A 19,076-nucleotide genomic window follows, 5' to 3' on the forward strand; every position below is an offset into this window, starting at 1 on the left:
GTGAACAGTATAAATTCGGGAACGAGAACCATGCTTGACTGGGTTGAAAACGATACGTCTTCCGCCACTACCGATGCCGCTCAAAACGCTTCCCCGGCATCACATGATGTCGGGGCAACAGATCACGCACATACCGCCGATGCCACCGGCCTTGGTGACATTGATCGCGGGGCGGCCCGTGTCACGGTCAGTGACAAGGCCATGATCAATTCACGTGCGGATGTGAACCAGCTTTTGCCGTTGAAATACGGCTGGGCGTGGGAAAAATACCTTGCGGGCTGTAACAATCACTGGATGCCGACCGAGGTTTCCATGCAGGCCGACATCGCGCTTTGGAAATCGCGTGATGGCCTGACCGAGGATGAACGCCGGATGCTTAAACGCAATCTGGGTTTCTTTGCCGCGTCTGAAAGCCTTGTTGCCAATAACATCGTGCTGGCGATTTACCGCCATCTGACCAACCCGGAATGCCGACAGTATCTGCTTCGGCAGGCGTTTGAGGAAGCCGTCCACAGCCATACGTTCCAATATATCGTCGAAAGCCTCGGCCTTGATGAGGGTGAGCTTTTCAATATGTATCGCGAAGTGCCGTCGATTACGGAAAAAGCCGCATGGGCGCTACGCTATACCAAGCATCTCGATGACCCGGATTTTGCCACCGGCACCCCGGAACGCGATCAGGATTTCCTGCGTGATCTGGTGGCCTTTTACGTCATTTTCGAAGGCATGTGGTTCTATACCGGTTTTGCGCAAATCCTGTCGCTGGGGCGGCGCAATAAGATGGTCGGCATTGCCGAACAATATCAGTACATCCTGCGCGACGAGAGCATCCATCTGAATTTCGGCATTGATGTCATCAACCAGATCAAGGCCGAAAACCCGCATCTCTGGACCGCAGGATTTCAGGACGAAATCCGTGGCATGATCCGCGAAGCCGCCGAACTTGAAGCCGCCTATGGCCGGGACACTATGCCAAACGGCTTTTTGGGGCTAAATGCGGCCCTGTGCGAGCAATATATGCATTTCATTGCCAATCGCCGCTGTGGCCAGCTTGGTCTTACCCCGGTCTTTGCCGAGGTCGAAAACCCGTTCCCATGGATGTCTGAGGCCATGGACTTGAAAAAGGAAAAGAACTTTTTTGAAACCCGTGTCATCGAATATCAGAATGGCGGCGCGCTAAGCTGGGATTAACCCCACTGGCCCAGTAAACAGAACGGCTGGCAAGTTACCTTGTCAGCCGTTTTTGGCTCAGAACGATCTGTGTGAAGCGCGGGATAGTTTGGCCTATCGGCCCATCGCAGCAATTTCACCGCTGTTTGACACCGGAATGCCATCCTGCCCAGCGCGTTTGGCGCGACCGGTGTGCCAAAATTCAGGGTCTTCGGTATAGCCGCTGAACTCATCAAGGTGGATGTCTTCAGGGGGTTCCGGGTGGATAGTGATATCAAGATCGGGATATTCCGCCCGGATGCTGTCCATCACCTGATGGCAAATGGTGTGTGATTCGCGCATCAACATGCCGCCATCCATGATTAGTTCAATTTCGGCAAAGCGGTGAACGCCAGATGAACGGGTCCGCAGACGGTGAATGCCGATCACAGATGCATTTTTCATCGTCAGATCAATGATCCGCTGACTATCAGATTCGGGCAGTTCCGCATCCATCAGAACCTTGATCGAATGTCTGCCGACCTTGATCGCCGATACGACAAGGAACCCGGCAACCAGAACACCAATCACCGGATCGGCCCACAGGAAGCCCGACATGCCCAGAACAAGGGCAAGGATCACCGCCGCATTGGCTAGAATGTCGCTGGTATATTGCAACGAATCGGCTTCAACCGCGACCGAGCCCGAAACGCGGGCTGCTTTGCGCTGGAGCAGGACCAGCCCAAAAGTCATGACCATCGATACCGCCATCATCCAGATGCCTTCGGTGGCAAAGCGAATCGGCTGGGGTTCGAACACGCGCGAAGATGCTTCGGCAACGACAAAAACAGCCGCCCCGATCATAAAGGCACATTGGAAAAGTCCGGCAAGCGGTTCGGCCTTGCCATGGCCAAAGCGATGATCATGGTCGGCCGGACGCCACGCGGATCGCACAGCCATGAAGTTGACAACAGCGGTACCAACATCAAGCATGCTGTCGACCATTGATGACAGGAGACTAACAGAATCGGTCAGGAACCAGCCAACGGCCTTAATCCCGATCAGTGTTGCAGCAATGACAATGGAGGCCGTCGTTGCACGACGCGCCCACATTTCTTTTTGTGCAATGTCAATGACGGGACATTGACTCATATAAACTGACCTTTAGCATTCAATTTCCGCAGTCTAACAGGCATTTTATAGCCTGTTTGGACGCAATATGTAATGTCTATTGCCATATTTTCCGAGGTCACTGTGCCGCAAATAGCGCATATTTGATATTCCGCAAGGTTTCCAAGCCACATTCAAGCGATTATATCTCGCGTTCAGGCACATAAAACACAACCATAGGCCAACTGATGATTGTAGAGATCGGACATTACGCGCTGATACTGTCCCTTGTGATGGCAGTCGCCCAGTCGACCATCCCGTTTGTCGCGGCATCACGCCGTGATCCGGTGCTGTTGATGGTTGCCCCGCGTCTGGCCATCACATGTTTTGCACTCGTCGCGGCAAGCTTCGTTGCACTGACCTATGCTTATGTGACGTCTGACTTTTCTGTTTTGAACGTTCTGGCCAACAGCCATACGTCCAAACCAATGATCTATAAAATCACCGGAGTCTGGGCCAATCACGAAGGGTCGATGTTGCTTTGGGTGATGATCCTGACCCTGTTTGGTGGGGCGGTTGCCGCCTTTGGCCGCAATTTGCCGCCAACATTGCTTGCGCGTGTTCTGGGCGTTATGGGGCTGATCGCGGCCGGGTTTATTTTATTCATCGTTCTGACTTCCAACCCGTTTGAGCGCGTTTTGAACCCGCCGCTTGATGGGGAAGGCATGAACCCGCTTTTGCAAGATCCGGGCATCGCCATTCATCCGCCCTTCCTGTATCTTGGCTATGTCGGGTTTTCGGTAGCCTTTGCCTTTGCCGTTGCCGCCCTGATCGAAGGCCGGGTTGATCCGGCGTGGGCGCGCTGGGTACGGCCCTGGACACTTGCGGCATGGGTCTTTCTGACCGCAGGTATTGGTCTTGGATCTTGGTGGGCCTATTACGAGCTTGGCTGGGGCGGATGGTGGTTCTGGGACCCGGTCGAAAACGCATCCTTCATGCCATGGTTGGCTGGAACTGCGTTGCTGCATTCCGCCATCGTTGTTGAAAAGCGCGATGCGTTGAAAAGCTGGACGATCTTTCTGGCAATTCTGGCATTTTCCTTCTCGCTTTTGGGCACCTTCCTTGTGCGGTCGGGTGCGCTGACATCGGTGCATGCCTTTGCCACCGATCCAACGCGCGGCGTGTTTATCCTGTTCTTGCTGTGTATCGCCGTTGGTGGGTCGTTAACGCTTTATGCGTGGCGGGCACCGACCCTTAAGGGCGGCGGGTTGTTCCAGCCAATTTCGCGCGAAGGGGCCTTGATTTTCAACAACGTGTTGCTGTCGATTGCCGCAGCTATGGTGTTGCTTGGCACGTTGTATCCGCTGTTGCTCGAAACCCTTACAGGTGAAAAGATTTCGGTTGGCGCGCCGTTCTTTAATGCGACATTCGTTCCGATCATGACGCCGGTGATTATTGCCATGGCATTTGGTCCGATGATGCCATGGAAACGAGCCGATCTGTTTGCCGTGATGGGCAAACTCAAGATTGCCTTGTCGGTTGCTGCCGTGGTCGTACTGGTTACGCTTTGGCTTTCGGGTGGTCCAGCCTTTGCGCTGTTTGGCATGGGGCTGGCTGCGTGGCTGTTTATCGGCTCCATCCTTGAATGGGCGGGACGGATCAAACTGTTCCGGGCACCTTTTGCCACCAGCCTGCGCCGCATGCGCGATTTGCCGCGCTCTGCCCATGGCACCATGCTGGCTCATGCCGGGGTCGCGATTGTGGTTGCGGGGATCACCGGATCACAGGCATGGACACAAGAATCGGTGCAATCGCTTGGCATTGGGGAAAGTGCCCATATTGCCGATCATCGCTTTACACTGTCTGATATTCGCGAATATCAGGGACCGAATTTTGTTGCCCGTGAAGCCACAGTGACCATTACCACGCCGGGAGAACGCACCATTGTTTTGACACCGGAAAAACGTGTCTACACGGTCGAAGGCATGCCAACCACCGAGGCCGGAATCCGTTCGGGCTTTACTGGTGATATCTATGCCGTCATCGGCGATCAGGATGAAAGTGGCAAATGGATCACGCGCTTTTACGTCAAACCGATGATCCCGTGGATGTGGGCCGGTGGCCTTGTCATGGTGTTTGGCGGATTGATGTCATTGTCTGATCGGCGCTATCGCATTGGTGCGCCGGTCCGATCCCATAAAGCATCCGCCAAACCAGCCCCCGCAGAATAAGCGTCACGACAGGAAATATTTATGACCATCGCAATTGTTCTTGGCGCAGTTACCCTGCTGGTGGCGGGTTTTGTCTTGTGGCCGATATGGATAAACAGAAAACAAGCTCAGTCCGTTCGCAGTGACGCGAAAGAAAATCCGACTGATAAGAACACCGACAGCAAACCGGATACTGCACCCGATATACTCGGGGCTGATGATGAGATTCTGCGCGATCTGGCAGTTTATCAGGACCAGCTGTCTGAAATTGATCGCGATATTGACCGTGGTGTTCTCACGACTGAACAGGCCAGTGCCGCACGCATCGAAGTGCAACGACGTATCCTGAACGCAGATCAGCGCATCAAAGAACAATCGGCCGCCCAGATAAACATCAAAGGGTCGCCCCGCCTGCGCCCATTGATTGCCGGGCTCGTCGCGCTGTTTTTGATCGGCGGGGTTGGACTTTATCTTGATCTTGGCAGCCCTGCCTTGCCCGATCACCCGATTGCCAGTCGAACGGCAGAAATCAATGCCGTCCGTCAGGCTGAGGCCATGGACCAGGACAGAAATGACGTTCTGAACCGGGCCGTAAGCGATCTTTCGCAAAAGCTTCTGGAAAACCCCGACAACATTCAAGGATGGGAATTGCTCGGTGCCAGCCTGATGGCGCTTGGCCGACCGGCGGAGGCCCAAACCGCCTTTCTTGAAGCGGTCAAGCTGTCAGGTCGGGATGGTGATTATCTGGCGATGTATGCCGAAAGTGTCATTCGCGCCGATAACGGCCAGATTAATGCCATCGCACGTGGCGCGTTGACCGAGGCGGCACAGACGGAAAGTATCGACCCCAGAATTCAGTATTATCTTGGCCTTGGCGATATTCAGGACGGCAATTATCCCGCGGCCATTGACCGGTGGGTCGTCCTTGCCAACAACGCACCGGCCGATGCGGGATGGCTTCCAATGGTGGTATCGCGCATACAAGATGCCGCATTGGCGCAAGGCATTGACATTGAAGGGCGACTTGATGTCAAACCATCTCCCCCGATGATGGCCGGGCCAACCGAGGATGACGTCAAAGCTGCCGAGGAAATGACGCCGCAAGAACGTCAGGAAATGATCGCGTCCATGGTCAACAATCTGGCCGAGCGCCTTGAAGCCGAGCCAGAAAATCCGGAAGGCTGGGCGCGTCTGATACGGGCCTATAGCGTGATCGGGGACATGGATGCAGCGCAGGCCGCCTATACCCGCGCGACCACCCAATTTGCGGACCGTTCGGAACTGGTTGCGCGCTTCACAACACTGGCAGACGAGCTTGGTCTTCGCGTCAACTAGGGGTTTACGAGGGGGTGCAATTTGATCATAAAAATTTTCAAATCCCCCTTCTAACCGCCCTTAATGGATATTATGTATCATACTCACGAATAGGGATTTATACCCATACAGCACCCAAGCGCATTGATTTTCGCGTAAAAATGTGAGAATGAAACTTAACACCAGCCCCAACCTAAATTAGGCACCACACATACATAAGCCAATTATTGCCAGAAACTGGTGGTTTTTAGTTGTTTCATTGACTAAAAAAACAATCGTAATATGCCGTAGAGATGGGATTTTCTTTGAAAAAACCCCTCCAAAAGGATAATCGGGACAATGTCACCTGCGACAAGCGGCAAGGCAAATAACCTGCTTCTGATTGAAGACAATCCGGGCGACGCACGGCTTGTTCGCGAAGCACTAAGGGAATTTAAACACCCGGTCGAATTGCACCACGTCAAGGATGCAATGACAGCGCTGCAGTTCCTGCAACAAGACGGCCCTTATCGCAATGCCCCGCGCCCACGGCTGATCCTGCTTGATCTGAATATGCCGCGTAAAGACGGGCGCGAAATGCTGCACGATATCCGCAATGATCCAAACTCTGCGTCCATCCCTGTGATCGTACTCACAACATCCGGGGCGGAACACGATGTCGACCTATGTTATGCTGCTGGCGCAAACTGTTATTTGCGCAAACCTGTCGATGTGACAGAGTTCATTGATCTTATGAAAATGATCGAATCATTCTGGCTGGGACTTGCCTTAACCCCCACGCCGTAAACCACGCGTGCCAGCGAGACTGCCTTGTCCCTGCAGACTTCTCGATATTCCCAATATATCCCGGCAAGTTTACGCTTTTGCTTTCGCGAGTTGCGCCAACCCGGCATCGGGCTTTGGTCGCTATTCGCGACATTGGTCTTTGCCATCACGGTTCTTGCTGTTTGCACCAACCTGACCCAGACCATCCGCGATGCCACCTTGCAATCGGCTCAGCAAACCATCGGCGGGGATATTTCACTGCGGTTGTTTCACCGCACCCCAACCCCGGAAGAAATCGCCTTTCTTGAACGGTTTGGTCAGCTTAGCCTGACGGCAGAACAACGGATCATGGTTGCCTCCGAAAACGAAGGCACGTCAATCCTTGCCGAGATGAAGGCAGTTGACGGCACATATCCGCTGTATGGTGATCTGGTGCTGTCGTCAAATTCATCGATCAAGACGGCACTCGCCGCGCAAGATGGTATGCCCGGTACGATCGTCGCCAGCAACTTTCTGGACACATTGCATCTGCGCCTTGGTGATCAGGTTACGCTTGGCGGGCAGGCTTTCATCATTCGCGATGTGATCAAAACCGAACCTGAACGCAGCTTCCGGCTTTTCTCACTCGGCCCTCGGATCATCATTTCAAGTAACGCCTTTCAGACTACCAACCTTGGCACGACACATAGTCAGGTTTACTGGTATGCGCGGCTGCGCCTTGATCCAAACAAACACGCCCAAAGCGGTCAGATCATTGAGGCAATAGAAACAAAGTTCCCCGATGCAGGATGGCGAATTGTCAATGCCACCAATGGAATTCCGGGGATTGAGCGCATCAATGATTTCGCGATGGCGTTTGTCAGTTTGATTGGCATTGCCATCTTTGTGATTTGCGCAACAGCGATGCAAAATGCCCTGCGTGCTGATCTTGACCAACGCCAGCCGCGCTTTGCCGTGTTGCGCAGCATGGGCGCAACACGCCAACAGGTGTTAGGTGCCATTGCCGCGCAGATCGGGTGCGTTACCCTCCTCGCCTTGGTCACTGGCGGCGTGCTTTCGCTGATAATTGAATATTTTGCTGTGCCTGTTTTTGCAAATATGGCGGAGCTTGATATTGCGGTTTCTATGCCCGCATCCCTAAGCCGCTTTGGCGCTGTGGCGTTGTTTGTTGTTCTTCTCATCACTCTGATATCCATCAGCCCGCTAACCAAGGCCAGCATCACATCGCCAAGCGCATTGTTTCGCCATCAATTAGCGCGACACATGGCATTGCCCCAAACCAGCACGAAACCCCGTCAAACAGCGATTAGCGCACTGCTTTATGGCGCCATCATCACCGCACTGCTGTCGGTTTCAAGTAAACTAATCGGGTTTAGCTGGTTTTCAGTTGTCCTGATTGTCGGACTGATCTGTTGCCTGATGCTTTTTGCGGTGATTTCTGTCGGGCTACGTCGGGGTTGCCGATATCTTTCGACCCGACCTTACAACCTGCTGCCGTCAGTTCGATTGGCGTTGCGCAATATTGCCAGGCCCGGCGCGCCGACATTGACCGTCATGACATCAATCGGGCTGTCCGTGACCTGCCTGATGGCGGTCGTTTTATTTGCTATTCAGGCTGGCCATCATCTGACGTCGACATTGCCAAGTGACACACCTGATCTGGTGTTTTTTGATCTGCCGCCAGAAGACGGCCCGTCTTTTCGCGCGACGGCAGAAGCCATGGCAGCGGTCACTGGCGTTGATCAAATGCCGTTTATGCATGGACGGGTCACCCATATCAATCAAACCCCGATCAGCCAGATTAATGTTCCCCAGCGATACCAGTGGTTCGTACGGGGCGACCGTGGTCTTTCATGGACGGATCATCCACATAAGGCAGCACAGGACAATCGCGTAGTCACAGGTGAGTGGTGGCGCACGGGGCATGATACAGGGCGTCTCGCATCACTGGATGCGGATATAGCGCATGCCCTTGGCATTACCGTCGGCGATCAGATCACCCTTAATATGCTGGGCAACCCGCAGCAGGTCACGATTGCAAATCTTCGCAAGATCGACTGGACACGCCTTGCGCTTGATTTCCCGATGGTCCTGTCGCCACCGACAGAACCAATACCGCACGGGTTGATCAGTACCCTTGACCTGAGAAAGGTCACCGATACCAGGCTAGACAAAGCCAAGACAGTCACATCTGTTCAAAGCGCCCTACAGCAACAGTTTCCAAATGTGCCGACGATCCGAGTGCAAGACGTTCTGGTTAAGCTTGAAACGCTTTTTGATCAGGTGGTCATCGCGATGATGGCGTTGACCCTGCTGGCAACGGCGGGGGCATGTCTGGTGGTGGTCAGTGGCCTTATTGCGCTACGCCAAGGCACGGCACAGGAACTTGCAATGCTGCGTGCCCTTGGTGTGCGACCGCGTCAAATAAACAGTATTGCCGCATGGGAAACCGGCATTTCGGTGGCCAGCAGTGGCTTTGTCGGCATTTTTCTGGGCGGGGGGATCGCGACTTTGGCTGCACATGCCATTGGGGCAGAGGTCATTGCGTTTCCGGGCATGGTGGCAGGGGGTGCTATCCTGATGGTCACGCTGCTCGGCTTTGGTGCCGGGGGACTTTTGCAGCGTTTGGCGCTGAGCAGGCAACAAGGTTGGCGCGGTTAACCAGCCGCCCGCTTATCTTGCAATGCTCATTACGAGCACCAACAAACAAAAAAGGCCGCCTGCACAAAACAGGCGGCCTTTTTAAAATCGTAGAACCGACGCTTAGTTCGACAGGGCGGAAATCTGTGCCCGCGCAATTTCGAGCTCACGCTCGGCATTGGCTTTGTCGTGTGCCGTGCTGGCGGCCTTAAGAGCAGCATCTGCTGCTTCAAGACGTGCCTGCGCGTCGTCGGCTTTCAAATCGGAAACCGCAACCGCTTCTTCCGCCAGAATGGTGCAACGCTCGGGATTAACCTCTGCTACACCACCGGCGACGAAGATACGCTCGGAAACCTTACCACCTGCATAGATGTCGATGACACCCGGACGAATGGTCGAGATCATTGGCGCATGCTTTGGCAGCACACCAAAATTCCCTTCCATGCCCGGAACAACGACCATCTCGACCGGCTCGGATTTGAGCAGGGCAGACGGCGAAACAAGTTCCAGTACAGTCGTATCAGTCATGACAATCCTCGCTCCTTAGCCGGAGGGGGACCGAAACTGCCTTAGGCAGCTTCGGCCATCTTCTTGGCTTTTTCGATGGCTTCTTCGATGGTGCCGACCATGTAGAATGCCTGTTCAGGCATATGGTCGTATTCACCAGCGCAGATCGCCGCGAAAGCTTTGATGGTGTCTTCGAGCTGAACGAACACGCCCGGGCTACCAGTAAAGACTTCTGCAACGTGGAAAGGCTGCGAAAGGAAACGCTGGATTTTACGGGCACGTGCCACGACCAGTTTGTCTTCTTCCGAAAGCTCGTCCATGCCGAGGATGGCGATGATGTCCTGAAGACCTTTGTAGGTCTGCAGAATACGCTGAACTTCACGTGCGGTTTCGTAGTGTTCCTTGCCAATGACACCCGGATCGAGTGCACGCGAGGTAGAATCGAGCGGATCAACTGCCGGATAGATGCCGAGCTCGGCAATCTGACGGTTGAGCGTCGTGGTCGCGTCAAGGTGAGCAAACGAAGTTGCAGGTGCCGGATCGGTCAAGTCATCGGCCGGAACGTAAATTGCCTGAACCGAGGTAATAGAACCTTTTTTGGTCGAGGTAATACGTTCCTGCAGCGCGCCCATGTCGGTTGCCAGCGTCGGCTGATAACCCACAGCAGACGGGATACGACCGAGAAGTGCGGACACTTCCGAACCAGCCTGGGTAAAGCGGAAGATGTTATCGACGAAGAACAGAACGTCCTGGCCTTCTTCGTCACGGAAGTATTCCGCCAAAGTCAAACCGGTCAGAGCAACACGTGCACGTGCTCCCGGGGGTTCGTTCATCTGGCCATAAACCAGTGCAGCTTTTGAATCGCCTTCGAGATTGATAACGCCTGATTCCATCATCTCGTGATAGAGGTCGTTACCTTCACGGGTACGTTCGCCAACACCGGCAAAGACCGAATAACCACCGTGGCCTTTGGCCACGTTGTTGATCAGTTCCATGATAAGGACGGTTTTACCAACGCCCGCACCACCGAACAGACCAATTTTACCACCCTTGGTGTACGGTGCGATAAGGTCGATGACCTTAATGCCGGTAACCAGGATTTCGGTGTCGGTTGACTGATCGATGAAAGCCGGAGCTTCGCGGTGAATCGGTGAGCGTTTTTCGGTTTTGACCGGACCACGTTCATCGACCGGCTCGCCGATCACGTTCAGGATACGACCAAGGGTTTCCGGACCAACCGGAACCGAGATCGCGTCACCGGTATCGATGACTTCCTGACCGCGCTGCAGACCTTCGGTGGTGTCCATCGCGATCGTACGGACCGCGCTTTCACCAAGATGCTGTGCAACTTCAAGAACCAGACGCTGACCGTTGTTGTCAACATGCAGCGCATTCAGAATGGGAGGCAGTTCGCCGTCGAATTTAACGTCGACGACGGCGCCCATTACCTGGGAAATTTTCCCCGCCTTCTTGTTCGCCATAGGTATTGTCTCCTGCTCGGACAAAACTATCCGTTAACTTCCTGCGACCCGCTTACAAAGCCTCGGCGCCGGAAATGATTTCAATCAGTTCATTGGTGATCTGAGCCTGACGTGAGCGGTTGTATTGGATGCTCAGTCGGTCGATCATGTCGCCGGCATTGCGGGTTGCGTTATCCATCGCGGACATACGCGCACCGTGCTCGGATGCACTGCTTTCCAGCATGGCACCGAAAATCTGGACGCCAACATTACGCGGCAGCAAATCAGCCAAGATTGCTTCTTCGGACGGCTCATACTCATAAACCGCAGAAGAACCAGTGACTTCTTCTTCCTGCTCTTCAACATCTGCTCCCGCGAACGGAACCAGCTGCTGCGCTGTAACAACTTGCGAAATAGCCGACACGAACTTGTTGTAGAAGATCGTGCAGACGTCAAATTCGCCTTCTTCGTAAAGCGCCAGAACCTTGTCAGCAACTTCGGAAGCCGAAGAGAAATTAATCCCCTTCTTACCTTCGATGCCGATATACCGGGCGACAATGTCGCCACCAAATTCACGCTTAAGCGCATCTGCGCCTTTACGGCCAACACAGATCAGCTTCACGGTTTTGCCTTCGGCCTTAAGGGCACGAATTTTAAGACGTGATGCTTTTACGATCGATGCGTTGAAACCACCGCAAAGGCCGCGGTCCGCGGTGAAGACGACGAGCAAATGCACGTCATCCTTACCAGTACCGGCCAGAAGCTTTGGTGCCCCTTGCACTCCACCTACCGCAGCTGCGAGGCGGCCCAGCATCGTCCCCATGCGATCAGCATAGGGACGCGCTGCTTCCGCTGCATCCTGCGAACGGCGGAGCTTGGAGGCAGCCACCATCTTCATCGCCGAAGTAATTTTCTTCGTCGATTTGACGCTGGCAATGCGCGAGCGCAGATCCTTCAAACTAGCCATTGCGTTTCCTCCTTCGCCTAAAGTTCAAACTTACGCGAAGGTTTTCGCGAACTTGCTGAGGAACGCTTTAAGCTTGGTTTCGCTGTCATCAGACAGAACCTTCTCGGTGCGGATCGCATCAAGGATGTCAGCGCCACTCGAACGGATGTCCGACAGGAACTGCTCTTCGAAGGCGCGAATCTTGTTGATTGCAACACCGTCAAGGTAGCCTTTAACACCAGCGTAGATCACCACAACCTGCTCTTCGACTTTAAGCGGCGAGTACTGCGGCTGCTTGAGCAGCTCGGTCAGACGTGCGCCACGGGCCAGAAGTTTCTGGGTTGCCGGATCAAGATCCGATGCGAACTGTGCGAATGCTTCCATCTCACGATACTGAGCGAGTTCCAGCTTGATCGAGCCAGCAACCTGCTTCATCGCTTTGATCTGTGCGGACGAACCAACACGCGAAACCGACAGACCAACGTTCACAGCCGGGCGTACACCCTTATAGAACAGGTCGGTTTCAAGGAAGATCTGACCGTCGGTGATCGAAATCACGTTGGTCGGAATAAACGCGGAAACGTCGTTGCCCTGGGTTTCAATAACCGGAAGTGCGGTCAGCGAGCCAGCGCCGTTTTCGTCGTTCATTTTCGCAGCACGTTCGAGCAAACGAGAGTGCAGATAGAAAACGTCACCCGGGAATGCTTCACGTCCCGGCGGACGGCGAAGCAGGAGCGACATCTGACGATATGCAACTGCCTGTTTGGACAGATCATCGTAGAAGATCGTTGCGTGCATGCCGTTGTCACGGAAGTACTCGCCCATTGCGCAAGCAACAAACGGTGCAAGGAACTGCATCGGTGCCGGATCAGAAGCGGTCGCAGCAACAATGATGGTATTTTCCATCGCGCCACGTTCTTCAAGGACCTTAACAACCTGTGCAACGGTCGAACGTTTCTGACCAACAGCAACATAGATGCAGAACATCTTTTCGCTGTCGTTTTTCGCAGCATCGTTCACCGGCTTCTGGTTCAGAATGGTGTCGATGATGATTGCGGTTTTACCGGTCTGACGGTCACCAATGATCAGTTCACGCTGGCCACGGCCAATCGGGATCAGGGAGTCAATTGACTTGATACCGGTCTGTACTGGCTCATGAACCGATTTACGCGGGATGATGCCCGGTGCTTTGACGTCAGCAAGGCGACGTTCTTTTGCACCCAGATCACCTTTGCCGTCGATCGGGTTACCCAGTGCGTCAACGACGCGACCGAGAAGTTCTTTCCCAACCGGAACGTCAACGATGGCGCCAGTACGTTTAACCTGGTCACCTTCCTTGATCGTACGGTCAGAACCGAAGATCACGACACCAACGTTGTCTTCTTCGAGGTTAAGGGCCATGCCCTTAATACCACCTGGGAAGTCAACAAGCTCACCAGCCTGAACATTGTCCAGACCGTAAACACGGGCAATACCATCACCGACGGACAGAACCTGACCGACTTCGGCGACTTCGGCATCAGTACCAAAATTGGCAATCTGATCCTTAAGAATAGCGGAGATTTCCGCGGCGCGGATTTCCATCACGCAACCCCTTTCATAGCGAGCTCGAGCTTCTGAAGTTTAGTCCGAAGCGAGGCATCAAAAACCCGGGAGCCGACCTTGACGATAAGACCGCCAAGAACCGCCGGATCAATTTTAAGGTCCACTTTTACAGTGGCGCCGACAACTTCTTTGAGAGCGCCGGTAACGGCTTCGATTTGCTCTTTCTTCAGCTCGGCTGCCGAAGTCACCTGAGCGGTCACTTCGCCATTATGAGCTGAGAGCATGGAAAGGTAGGAATTGATTACGCCCGGCAGGACAAACAGACGACGCTTCTGACATAGAAGCCCAACTGTCTTCTTGGTCACCTCGGAAACACCGAGTTTATCAAGAAGAGCAGCCATCGCTTTGGCCTGCATATCCCGGGAAATCACGGGACTACGGAGAACATTCCGGAGCTCATCGCTTGTTGCGATGGCTTGGTCGAGCAATTCAAGATCACTTTTGACAGCATCAAGCTGCTTAGCCGATTTGGCCAAGTCAAATAGTGCTGTGGCATAGCGCCCTTGGAGCCCGGTCGCGGCAGTATTTTGGGACACCGGTGAAAGCCCTCAATTCTGGTTATGAGAACGACTCGGATACGTATAAAAAAATGGTTCCACGAAAGGGTTTCCTTCCGAGAAGCGAGCGTTTGGTATCACATGTCCTTTGCATGGGCAACCCCCGCGCAACCCCATTTGGACGGACTTTCTCATTCTTGCCTAAAGTTGTGGCAAAACCGCGCCTAATCACTGACGTTTCGCGACTTCTTACGACTATTTTATAACAAGCTGTTTCCCGCACTCCGTGGATTTCCTCTTGGCAAAATCGCTTTTTAGGTACGATTCCCCCGACTTTCTGATGGGGGCTCCCGACATCCGCCTTACTTAAAAGGTCAGATTCCCCAAAAAATGTGTAATCGACTTCACATTTTAACGGGCAAAGCGTCTGTTTTGCGGATCAAGGCGCTTGCTCTGGGATCAAAATGAAGACGCCCAGACGAATAAGCAAACTGGTTTGCGACGTTGCCGACCGCGTCCACGGAAATGCAAATGCCGTTAGCTTGGCCATCCCGAAAGACCTTCGCGTTCATTCACCTCAATATAAGACGGCAGCGCGCAGATGCGATTGATGTAGCTGCGCAGCACCGGTCGGGCAGTCGCGGCACATCCCATATGACGCGACCACCGCATTAACATGATCGCGAACATGTCGACCGTGCCAAATGTCGGCCCCATCAAATATGTTTGGCCCCGCAAAAGCCGTGTTTCGAAATCGTCCCACACCGAGCTGATCCGTTTTTCAGCCAATGCCTTGACCGCAGCGGCACCTTTGGGGTCGCCATCCTTGGCCGCATATAGCCAGTCACGCATCGCTGGCATCAATGTATTGGCAATGTAAAGTGTCAGCTGCAGCCATTCAGCGCGTTGCGCCGTTTCTGGTTCTGGCAACAAGCCCGACCCCGGATGCCGTTCGGCCAGCAACATCATCAAAGCAACGGATTCACCGTATGGTGTATCATCTACGACAAGAGTCGGTACTCGACCCGTCGGATTGAGACGCAGATAGTCCTGATTGCGTTGCTGATTGCTCTCAATGTCGACCAGTACCGCCTCAAACGGCACATCCAGCTCAATTAACATCCAATGCACTGCCATGCTCGCAGCACCTGGCGCATAAAAAAGCGTGTAACTCATAATGTCTGCCTGAAAGTGAATGGGAGGTTAGGCTCAGATATGTGACCCGGTACCGTCGCCCTTTTGCACCCATGTCCGCGACCGATTGATCGCCATTTTTCCGGCGACCTCCTGATCAAGATCAAGGCCAAACTGATCGGCAAGCCGATAGAGTAGAATTAAGACGTCGGCAGCTTCCTTGCCAATCTCGGCGTGATCTTGCGCGACAACGGCTTCTTTAAGCTCTTCCATCTCAAGCATTGCACGATCAACCAGTGAGACCGGTGCGCTGACCGGCCCAAACGTTGCTTCGGCCCAGTCGCACATGCTGCGCTGCGTTTCTGCCTTCGATGAATTTGTTTTGTAATTATTCACAAGAATTCATCCCATATAAAGTAAGTTGGCTGACGATGCTTTTAGCATAATTAATGAGAAGCACATGATCCATAGGCAGGACAGCAAAACCCATTGGCCGCTTCGCCGGGCGGCGCAATTGCTTGCCGTCATTGCGGGGTTGATCATGGCCCAAGCACCCGCACACGCCCGCACGCTGCTGATTGAAGGACTGTCAGAGCCGCCGCTTAAATGGCTTTCGGATAAGAACCCGCGCGGCATCGATGTCGATATCATGCGCGAAGTCTTGCGCGAAATGGACATCAAGGATTACGAGTTCCGCTTTGTCGATAGCGGCAAACGACTGCTTCACAATGCCAGGCTCGGTTACTCCGACATCGTTCTGACACTGTCACAGAATGACGAACGGTCAGCCTATCTGCTGTACCCTGATGAAAATCATCTGCTGCTGGATTGGCGCTTTGCCATTCGCGCCGACGACGTGCGCACCATTCACTTTGATCAATATTCCGATTTGCGCGCCTATCGGGTTGGGGCCGCTGCGGGCTATTCATATACCCCGACATTTTGGAATTCAGATCTGGATATCGAAACGGTTGCCCGAAATGATCTTTTGATTCCCATGCTACTTGAGAACCGGTTTGATATTGTCCCGGTCAATTATCTAAGCACTATCTATGAGACGATCCAAAATGGATCCCGCGCCAAAATCGCCTTTTTGAACAACCCACTTCGGCGGGCTGCTTATTACAATCCATTTTCGCGCGCATCCGATTATCCAGACAAAGAGGTCTTTCTGGCCCAGTATGACGAAATCCTGCGTGACATGCGCCATGATGGCAGGCTGCTTACGATTTTTCGTCGCTATCTTGGCCCGGACGGGGTCGACTGGTGGAAATCGCAATACGGCAACTAAGGGACCGTACTTGACGACATCGCCCCCAAGCAAGCCCGGTTACATGAAGCTATAGGGGTCGATATCGACCTGCACGCGCACACTGCCCGGCGTTTTGACTTTCGACAGCCACTCATGGATCAGGGCCTGCATTTTTACCGTTTTATCCGCACGGATCAAAAAGCGCCGACGATAGCGCCCACGCAACAAGGATAACGGGGCGGGGGCAGGCCCCAGTACCATCAAACCATCCCCGCGCGGGGCCGCCCGCCCGATCCGCCATGCGGCTTCATCGACTTCGTTTTCTTTTTTGCCACTTATAATAAGGGCTGCCAGTCGCCCATGCGGCGGCATGCCATGAGTCATGCGTTGCGATAGCTCTACCTCGTTAAAGGCATTTCGATCACCAGCAGCAATTGCCTTGATCACGCGATTTGCCGGATCGGCGGTTTGCAGCATCACGGTTCCCGGACGATCGCCACGTCCAGCACGCCCCGCCACCTGAGTTAGCAACTGATAACTGCGTTCAGCTGCGCGCAAATCCCCACCCGCCAAGCCAAGATCCGCATCAACCACCCCAACTAGGGTCAGCATAGGAAAGTGATAGCCCTTGGCCAAAATCTGGGTGCCGATCAAAAGATCGACCTCGTGATTGTGAACCCTTTGGACCAGCTCGGCAGCCGCCTTTGGTCCCATGATATTGTCGGATGTCGCAACCTCAATCCGGATATTGGGGAATGTTTCGACCGCTTCTTCATAAAGCCGTTCGACCCCCGGCCCACAGGGGGCAAGCTTGCCTTCCTCGCCACAGGCGGGGCAGGCATCAGGTGCCTTTGCCTGATATCCGCAATGGTGACATTGCAATTTGCCCCATGCACGGTGCTCCACGAGCCAAGCGGTGCAGTTAGGGCATTGAAACCGATGACCACAAGCCCGGCACAGGGTCAGCGGTGCATAACCACGCCGGTTTAAAAACAGCATCGCCTGCTCGCCATTGGCAAACGTTTCAGCCAGCCGTTTTTTCAAGGTTGGCGTAATCCAGCGCAGGCGTTCGGGTTTGTCTTGTCGAATGTCGATGACCTCAACACTAGGCAAGACAGCCGCCCCATGACGGCTGCCCAGTTCGACCCGGTAATAGCGCCCGGCATCAACATTGGCCAAGGTTTCCAGCGACGGGGTCGCCGATGCCAGAACAATCGGAATATTGCCCAGATGCGCACGGGTGACTGCCATGTCGCGGGCATGATAAATCACGCCATCTTCCTGCTTGAACGCATGTTCGTGTTCTTCGTCGACCACAATCAGCGCAAGATCGCGAAAGGGCAGGAAAAGTGCCGACCGCGCACCAACAACCAGTTGCACAGAACCATCTGCCACCGCGCGCCATGTATCACGGCGGCGCGCCTGACCGACTTCGGAATGCCAAAGGGCTGGCACCACGCCAAACCGGTCGCGGAAACGTTGCAACCATTGGGCCGACAGGGCGATTTCCGGCAGCAGAACAACCACCTGCTTACCTTCGGCCAAGGCCGCGCGGATCGGTTCAAAATAAACTTCGGTTTTACCCGACCCGGTGATGCCATCGAGCAATGTACAGGAAAATCCACCTGCATCGACGCGTTCACATAATGCATCGGCCGCAATCGTTTGTTCATCGGACAGGTTCGGGCGCGGGATGGTCAAATCAGGGGCATCAAATGGCGACGGCGGTTTGACCATCAGACGCCGCACCGCCCCGGCTTCGACCAGCCCCTTGACCACGCTTGCCCCGGCACCGGTTTCGCGCAGGATATCCCCCTGCTCCATCGCGGGATTCTCAGCCAAGAACGCCAGAACACGTTTGCGCGGCGGGGTCATGCGCAAACCTGATGCGTCGAAATCGGCGTTCAGCGTAAAACGGAAAATCGGTTTGGGTTGTTCAAGCGCGTCAGGCACGCTCATGGCCATGCGCAGCACCGCCCCCTGTGGGGCCATGGTATAGGCCGACACCCAATCAATGAACTTTCGGGTGACGTCGGGCATGGGCTCGGCGGGAAGAACACCATAAATTTCGCGCAGCTTACTTGGTTCGACGTCGCCCTTGGCATCGCCCCAGACCACCCCGCGCTGGGTTTGACGGCCAAGCGGGATTTCCACAAAATCGCCAAATTGCACCGATATGCCTTCGGGCACGATGTAGTCATACGGCCCGGCAAGCGGCAACGGCGGAAGCACGCTTATGGTCTGGGCAGTCACCTGAAAGGCCGGATCATCAGCAAACAGATTTCCAGATGTGGCCTTTGCCGCGCTCATATATTATAAACCCCGTCGGAATGCCTTTCGGGCTGCTCGAAAAAACACCCTCGATGGCCCATGGCATAATAGAAAACGGTCCCACAGCTTGGATCAGGAACCGTCCATTGGATGGAGCCCGAACCTAGCAGCTAACCGCATCATCGAACAACGATCTTCAAACGACGATCTTCAAAA

The 19,076-nt window shown here is 54.2% G+C and carries 15 protein-coding genes; 6 read left to right on the plus strand and 9 right to left on the minus strand.

Annotated elements, in window-relative coordinates; genetic code table 11:
• Positions 1-30 precede the first annotated feature (30 nt).
• Positions 31-1,191 (plus strand): ribonucleotide-diphosphate reductase subunit beta, encoded by a 1,161-nt coding sequence (locus tag K355_RS0108530; RefSeq protein WP_022731707.1) that lies wholly within the window; start codon positions 31-33, stop codon positions 1,189-1,191.
• A 93-nt stretch (positions 1,192-1,284) separates the two neighbouring features.
• Here the strand turns inward: K355_RS0108530 and K355_RS0108535 are convergent, their stop codons facing one another.
• Complete coding sequence (locus tag K355_RS0108535; RefSeq protein ID WP_022731708.1) at positions 1,285-2,301, minus strand: cation diffusion facilitator family transporter; 1,017 nt, start codon at positions 2,299-2,301, stop codon at positions 1,285-1,287.
• Positions 2,302-2,507: 206 nt separating this feature from the next.
• Here K355_RS0108535 and K355_RS0108540 point away from each other — a divergent pair, with 206 nt between their 5' ends.
• From K355_RS0108540 to K355_RS0108555, 4 genes are all read left to right on the plus strand, one after another.
• Complete coding sequence (locus tag K355_RS0108540) at positions 2,508-4,490, plus strand: heme lyase CcmF/NrfE family subunit (protein ID WP_022731709.1); 1,983 nt, start codon at positions 2,508-2,510, stop codon at positions 4,488-4,490.
• A gap of 21 nt (positions 4,491-4,511) precedes the next feature.
• Complete coding sequence (gene ccmI / locus K355_RS0108545; protein ID WP_022731710.1) at positions 4,512-5,804, plus strand: c-type cytochrome biogenesis protein CcmI; 1,293 nt, start codon at positions 4,512-4,514, stop codon at positions 5,802-5,804.
• A gap of 318 nt (positions 5,805-6,122) precedes the next feature.
• On the plus strand, positions 6,123-6,569 hold the full coding sequence (locus tag K355_RS0108550) for a response regulator (protein WP_022731711.1): 447 nt from the start codon (positions 6,123-6,125) through the stop codon (positions 6,567-6,569).
• A 24-nt stretch (positions 6,570-6,593) separates the two neighbouring features.
• Positions 6,594-9,209, plus strand: coding sequence for an ABC transporter permease (locus tag K355_RS0108555; protein WP_147250365.1), 2,616 nt, complete (start codon positions 6,594-6,596; stop codon positions 9,207-9,209).
• A 102-nt stretch (positions 9,210-9,311) separates the two neighbouring features.
• On the opposite strand, the gene atpC is transcribed toward K355_RS0108555, so the two are convergent.
• The 7 genes from atpC to K355_RS0108590 all read right to left on the minus strand — a co-directional run bounded on the left by atpC (position 9,312) and on the right by K355_RS0108590 (position 15,733).
• Positions 9,312-9,716 (minus strand): ATP synthase F1 subunit epsilon, encoded by a 405-nt coding sequence (gene atpC / locus K355_RS0108560; RefSeq protein WP_022731713.1) that lies wholly within the window; start codon positions 9,714-9,716, stop codon positions 9,312-9,314.
• Positions 9,717-9,757: 41 nt separating this feature from the next.
• Entirely contained in the window at positions 9,758-11,176 is a 1,419-nt protein-coding gene (gene atpD, locus K355_RS0108565; protein WP_022731714.1) for a F0F1 ATP synthase subunit beta, read from the minus strand.
• A 52-nt stretch (positions 11,177-11,228) separates the two neighbouring features.
• Positions 11,229-12,122 carry a F0F1 ATP synthase subunit gamma gene (locus K355_RS0108570; RefSeq protein WP_022731715.1) on the minus strand — a complete coding sequence of 298 codons (894 nt, stop codon included), beginning with the start codon at positions 12,120-12,122 and terminating at the stop codon, positions 11,229-11,231.
• Positions 12,123-12,152: 30 nt separating this feature from the next.
• Positions 12,153-13,685 (minus strand): F0F1 ATP synthase subunit alpha, encoded by a 1,533-nt coding sequence (atpA, locus tag K355_RS0108575; RefSeq protein ID WP_022731716.1) that lies wholly within the window; start codon positions 13,683-13,685, stop codon positions 12,153-12,155.
• Entirely contained in the window at positions 13,685-14,242 is a 558-nt protein-coding gene (locus K355_RS0108580) for a F0F1 ATP synthase subunit delta (protein ID WP_022731717.1), read from the minus strand. Before K355_RS0108580 ends, atpA begins: the two co-directional genes overlap by 1 nt.
• A gap of 498 nt (positions 14,243-14,740) precedes the next feature.
• Positions 14,741-15,379, minus strand: a complete 639-nt coding sequence (locus K355_RS0108585; RefSeq protein WP_022731718.1) for a glutathione S-transferase family protein — start codon at positions 15,377-15,379, stop codon at positions 14,741-14,743.
• Positions 15,380-15,412: 33 nt separating this feature from the next.
• Positions 15,413-15,733: a MazG-like family protein gene (locus K355_RS0108590; RefSeq protein ID WP_022731719.1), complete on the minus strand. Its 321-nt coding sequence runs from the start codon at positions 15,731-15,733 to the stop codon at positions 15,413-15,415.
• A 64-nt stretch (positions 15,734-15,797) separates the two neighbouring features.
• Here K355_RS0108590 and K355_RS23555 point away from each other — a divergent pair, with 64 nt between their 5' ends.
• Positions 15,798-16,628 carry a substrate-binding periplasmic protein gene (locus K355_RS23555; RefSeq protein WP_022731720.1) on the plus strand — a complete coding sequence of 277 codons (831 nt, stop codon included), beginning with the start codon at positions 15,798-15,800 and terminating at the stop codon, positions 16,626-16,628.
• A 39-nt stretch (positions 16,629-16,667) separates the two neighbouring features.
• Here K355_RS23555 and K355_RS0108600 read toward each other — a convergent pair whose 3' ends face one another.
• Positions 16,668-18,899: a primosomal protein N' gene (locus K355_RS0108600; RefSeq protein ID WP_022731721.1), complete on the minus strand. Its 2,232-nt coding sequence runs from the start codon at positions 18,897-18,899 to the stop codon at positions 16,668-16,670.
• Between the last annotated feature and the right edge of the window lie 177 nt (positions 18,900-19,076).

Source organism: Thalassospira lucentensis MCCC 1A00383 = DSM 14000 (assembly GCF_000421265.1).
In the GTDB taxonomy this organism is placed as follows: domain Bacteria; phylum Pseudomonadota; class Alphaproteobacteria; order Rhodospirillales; family Thalassospiraceae; genus Thalassospira; species Thalassospira lucentensis.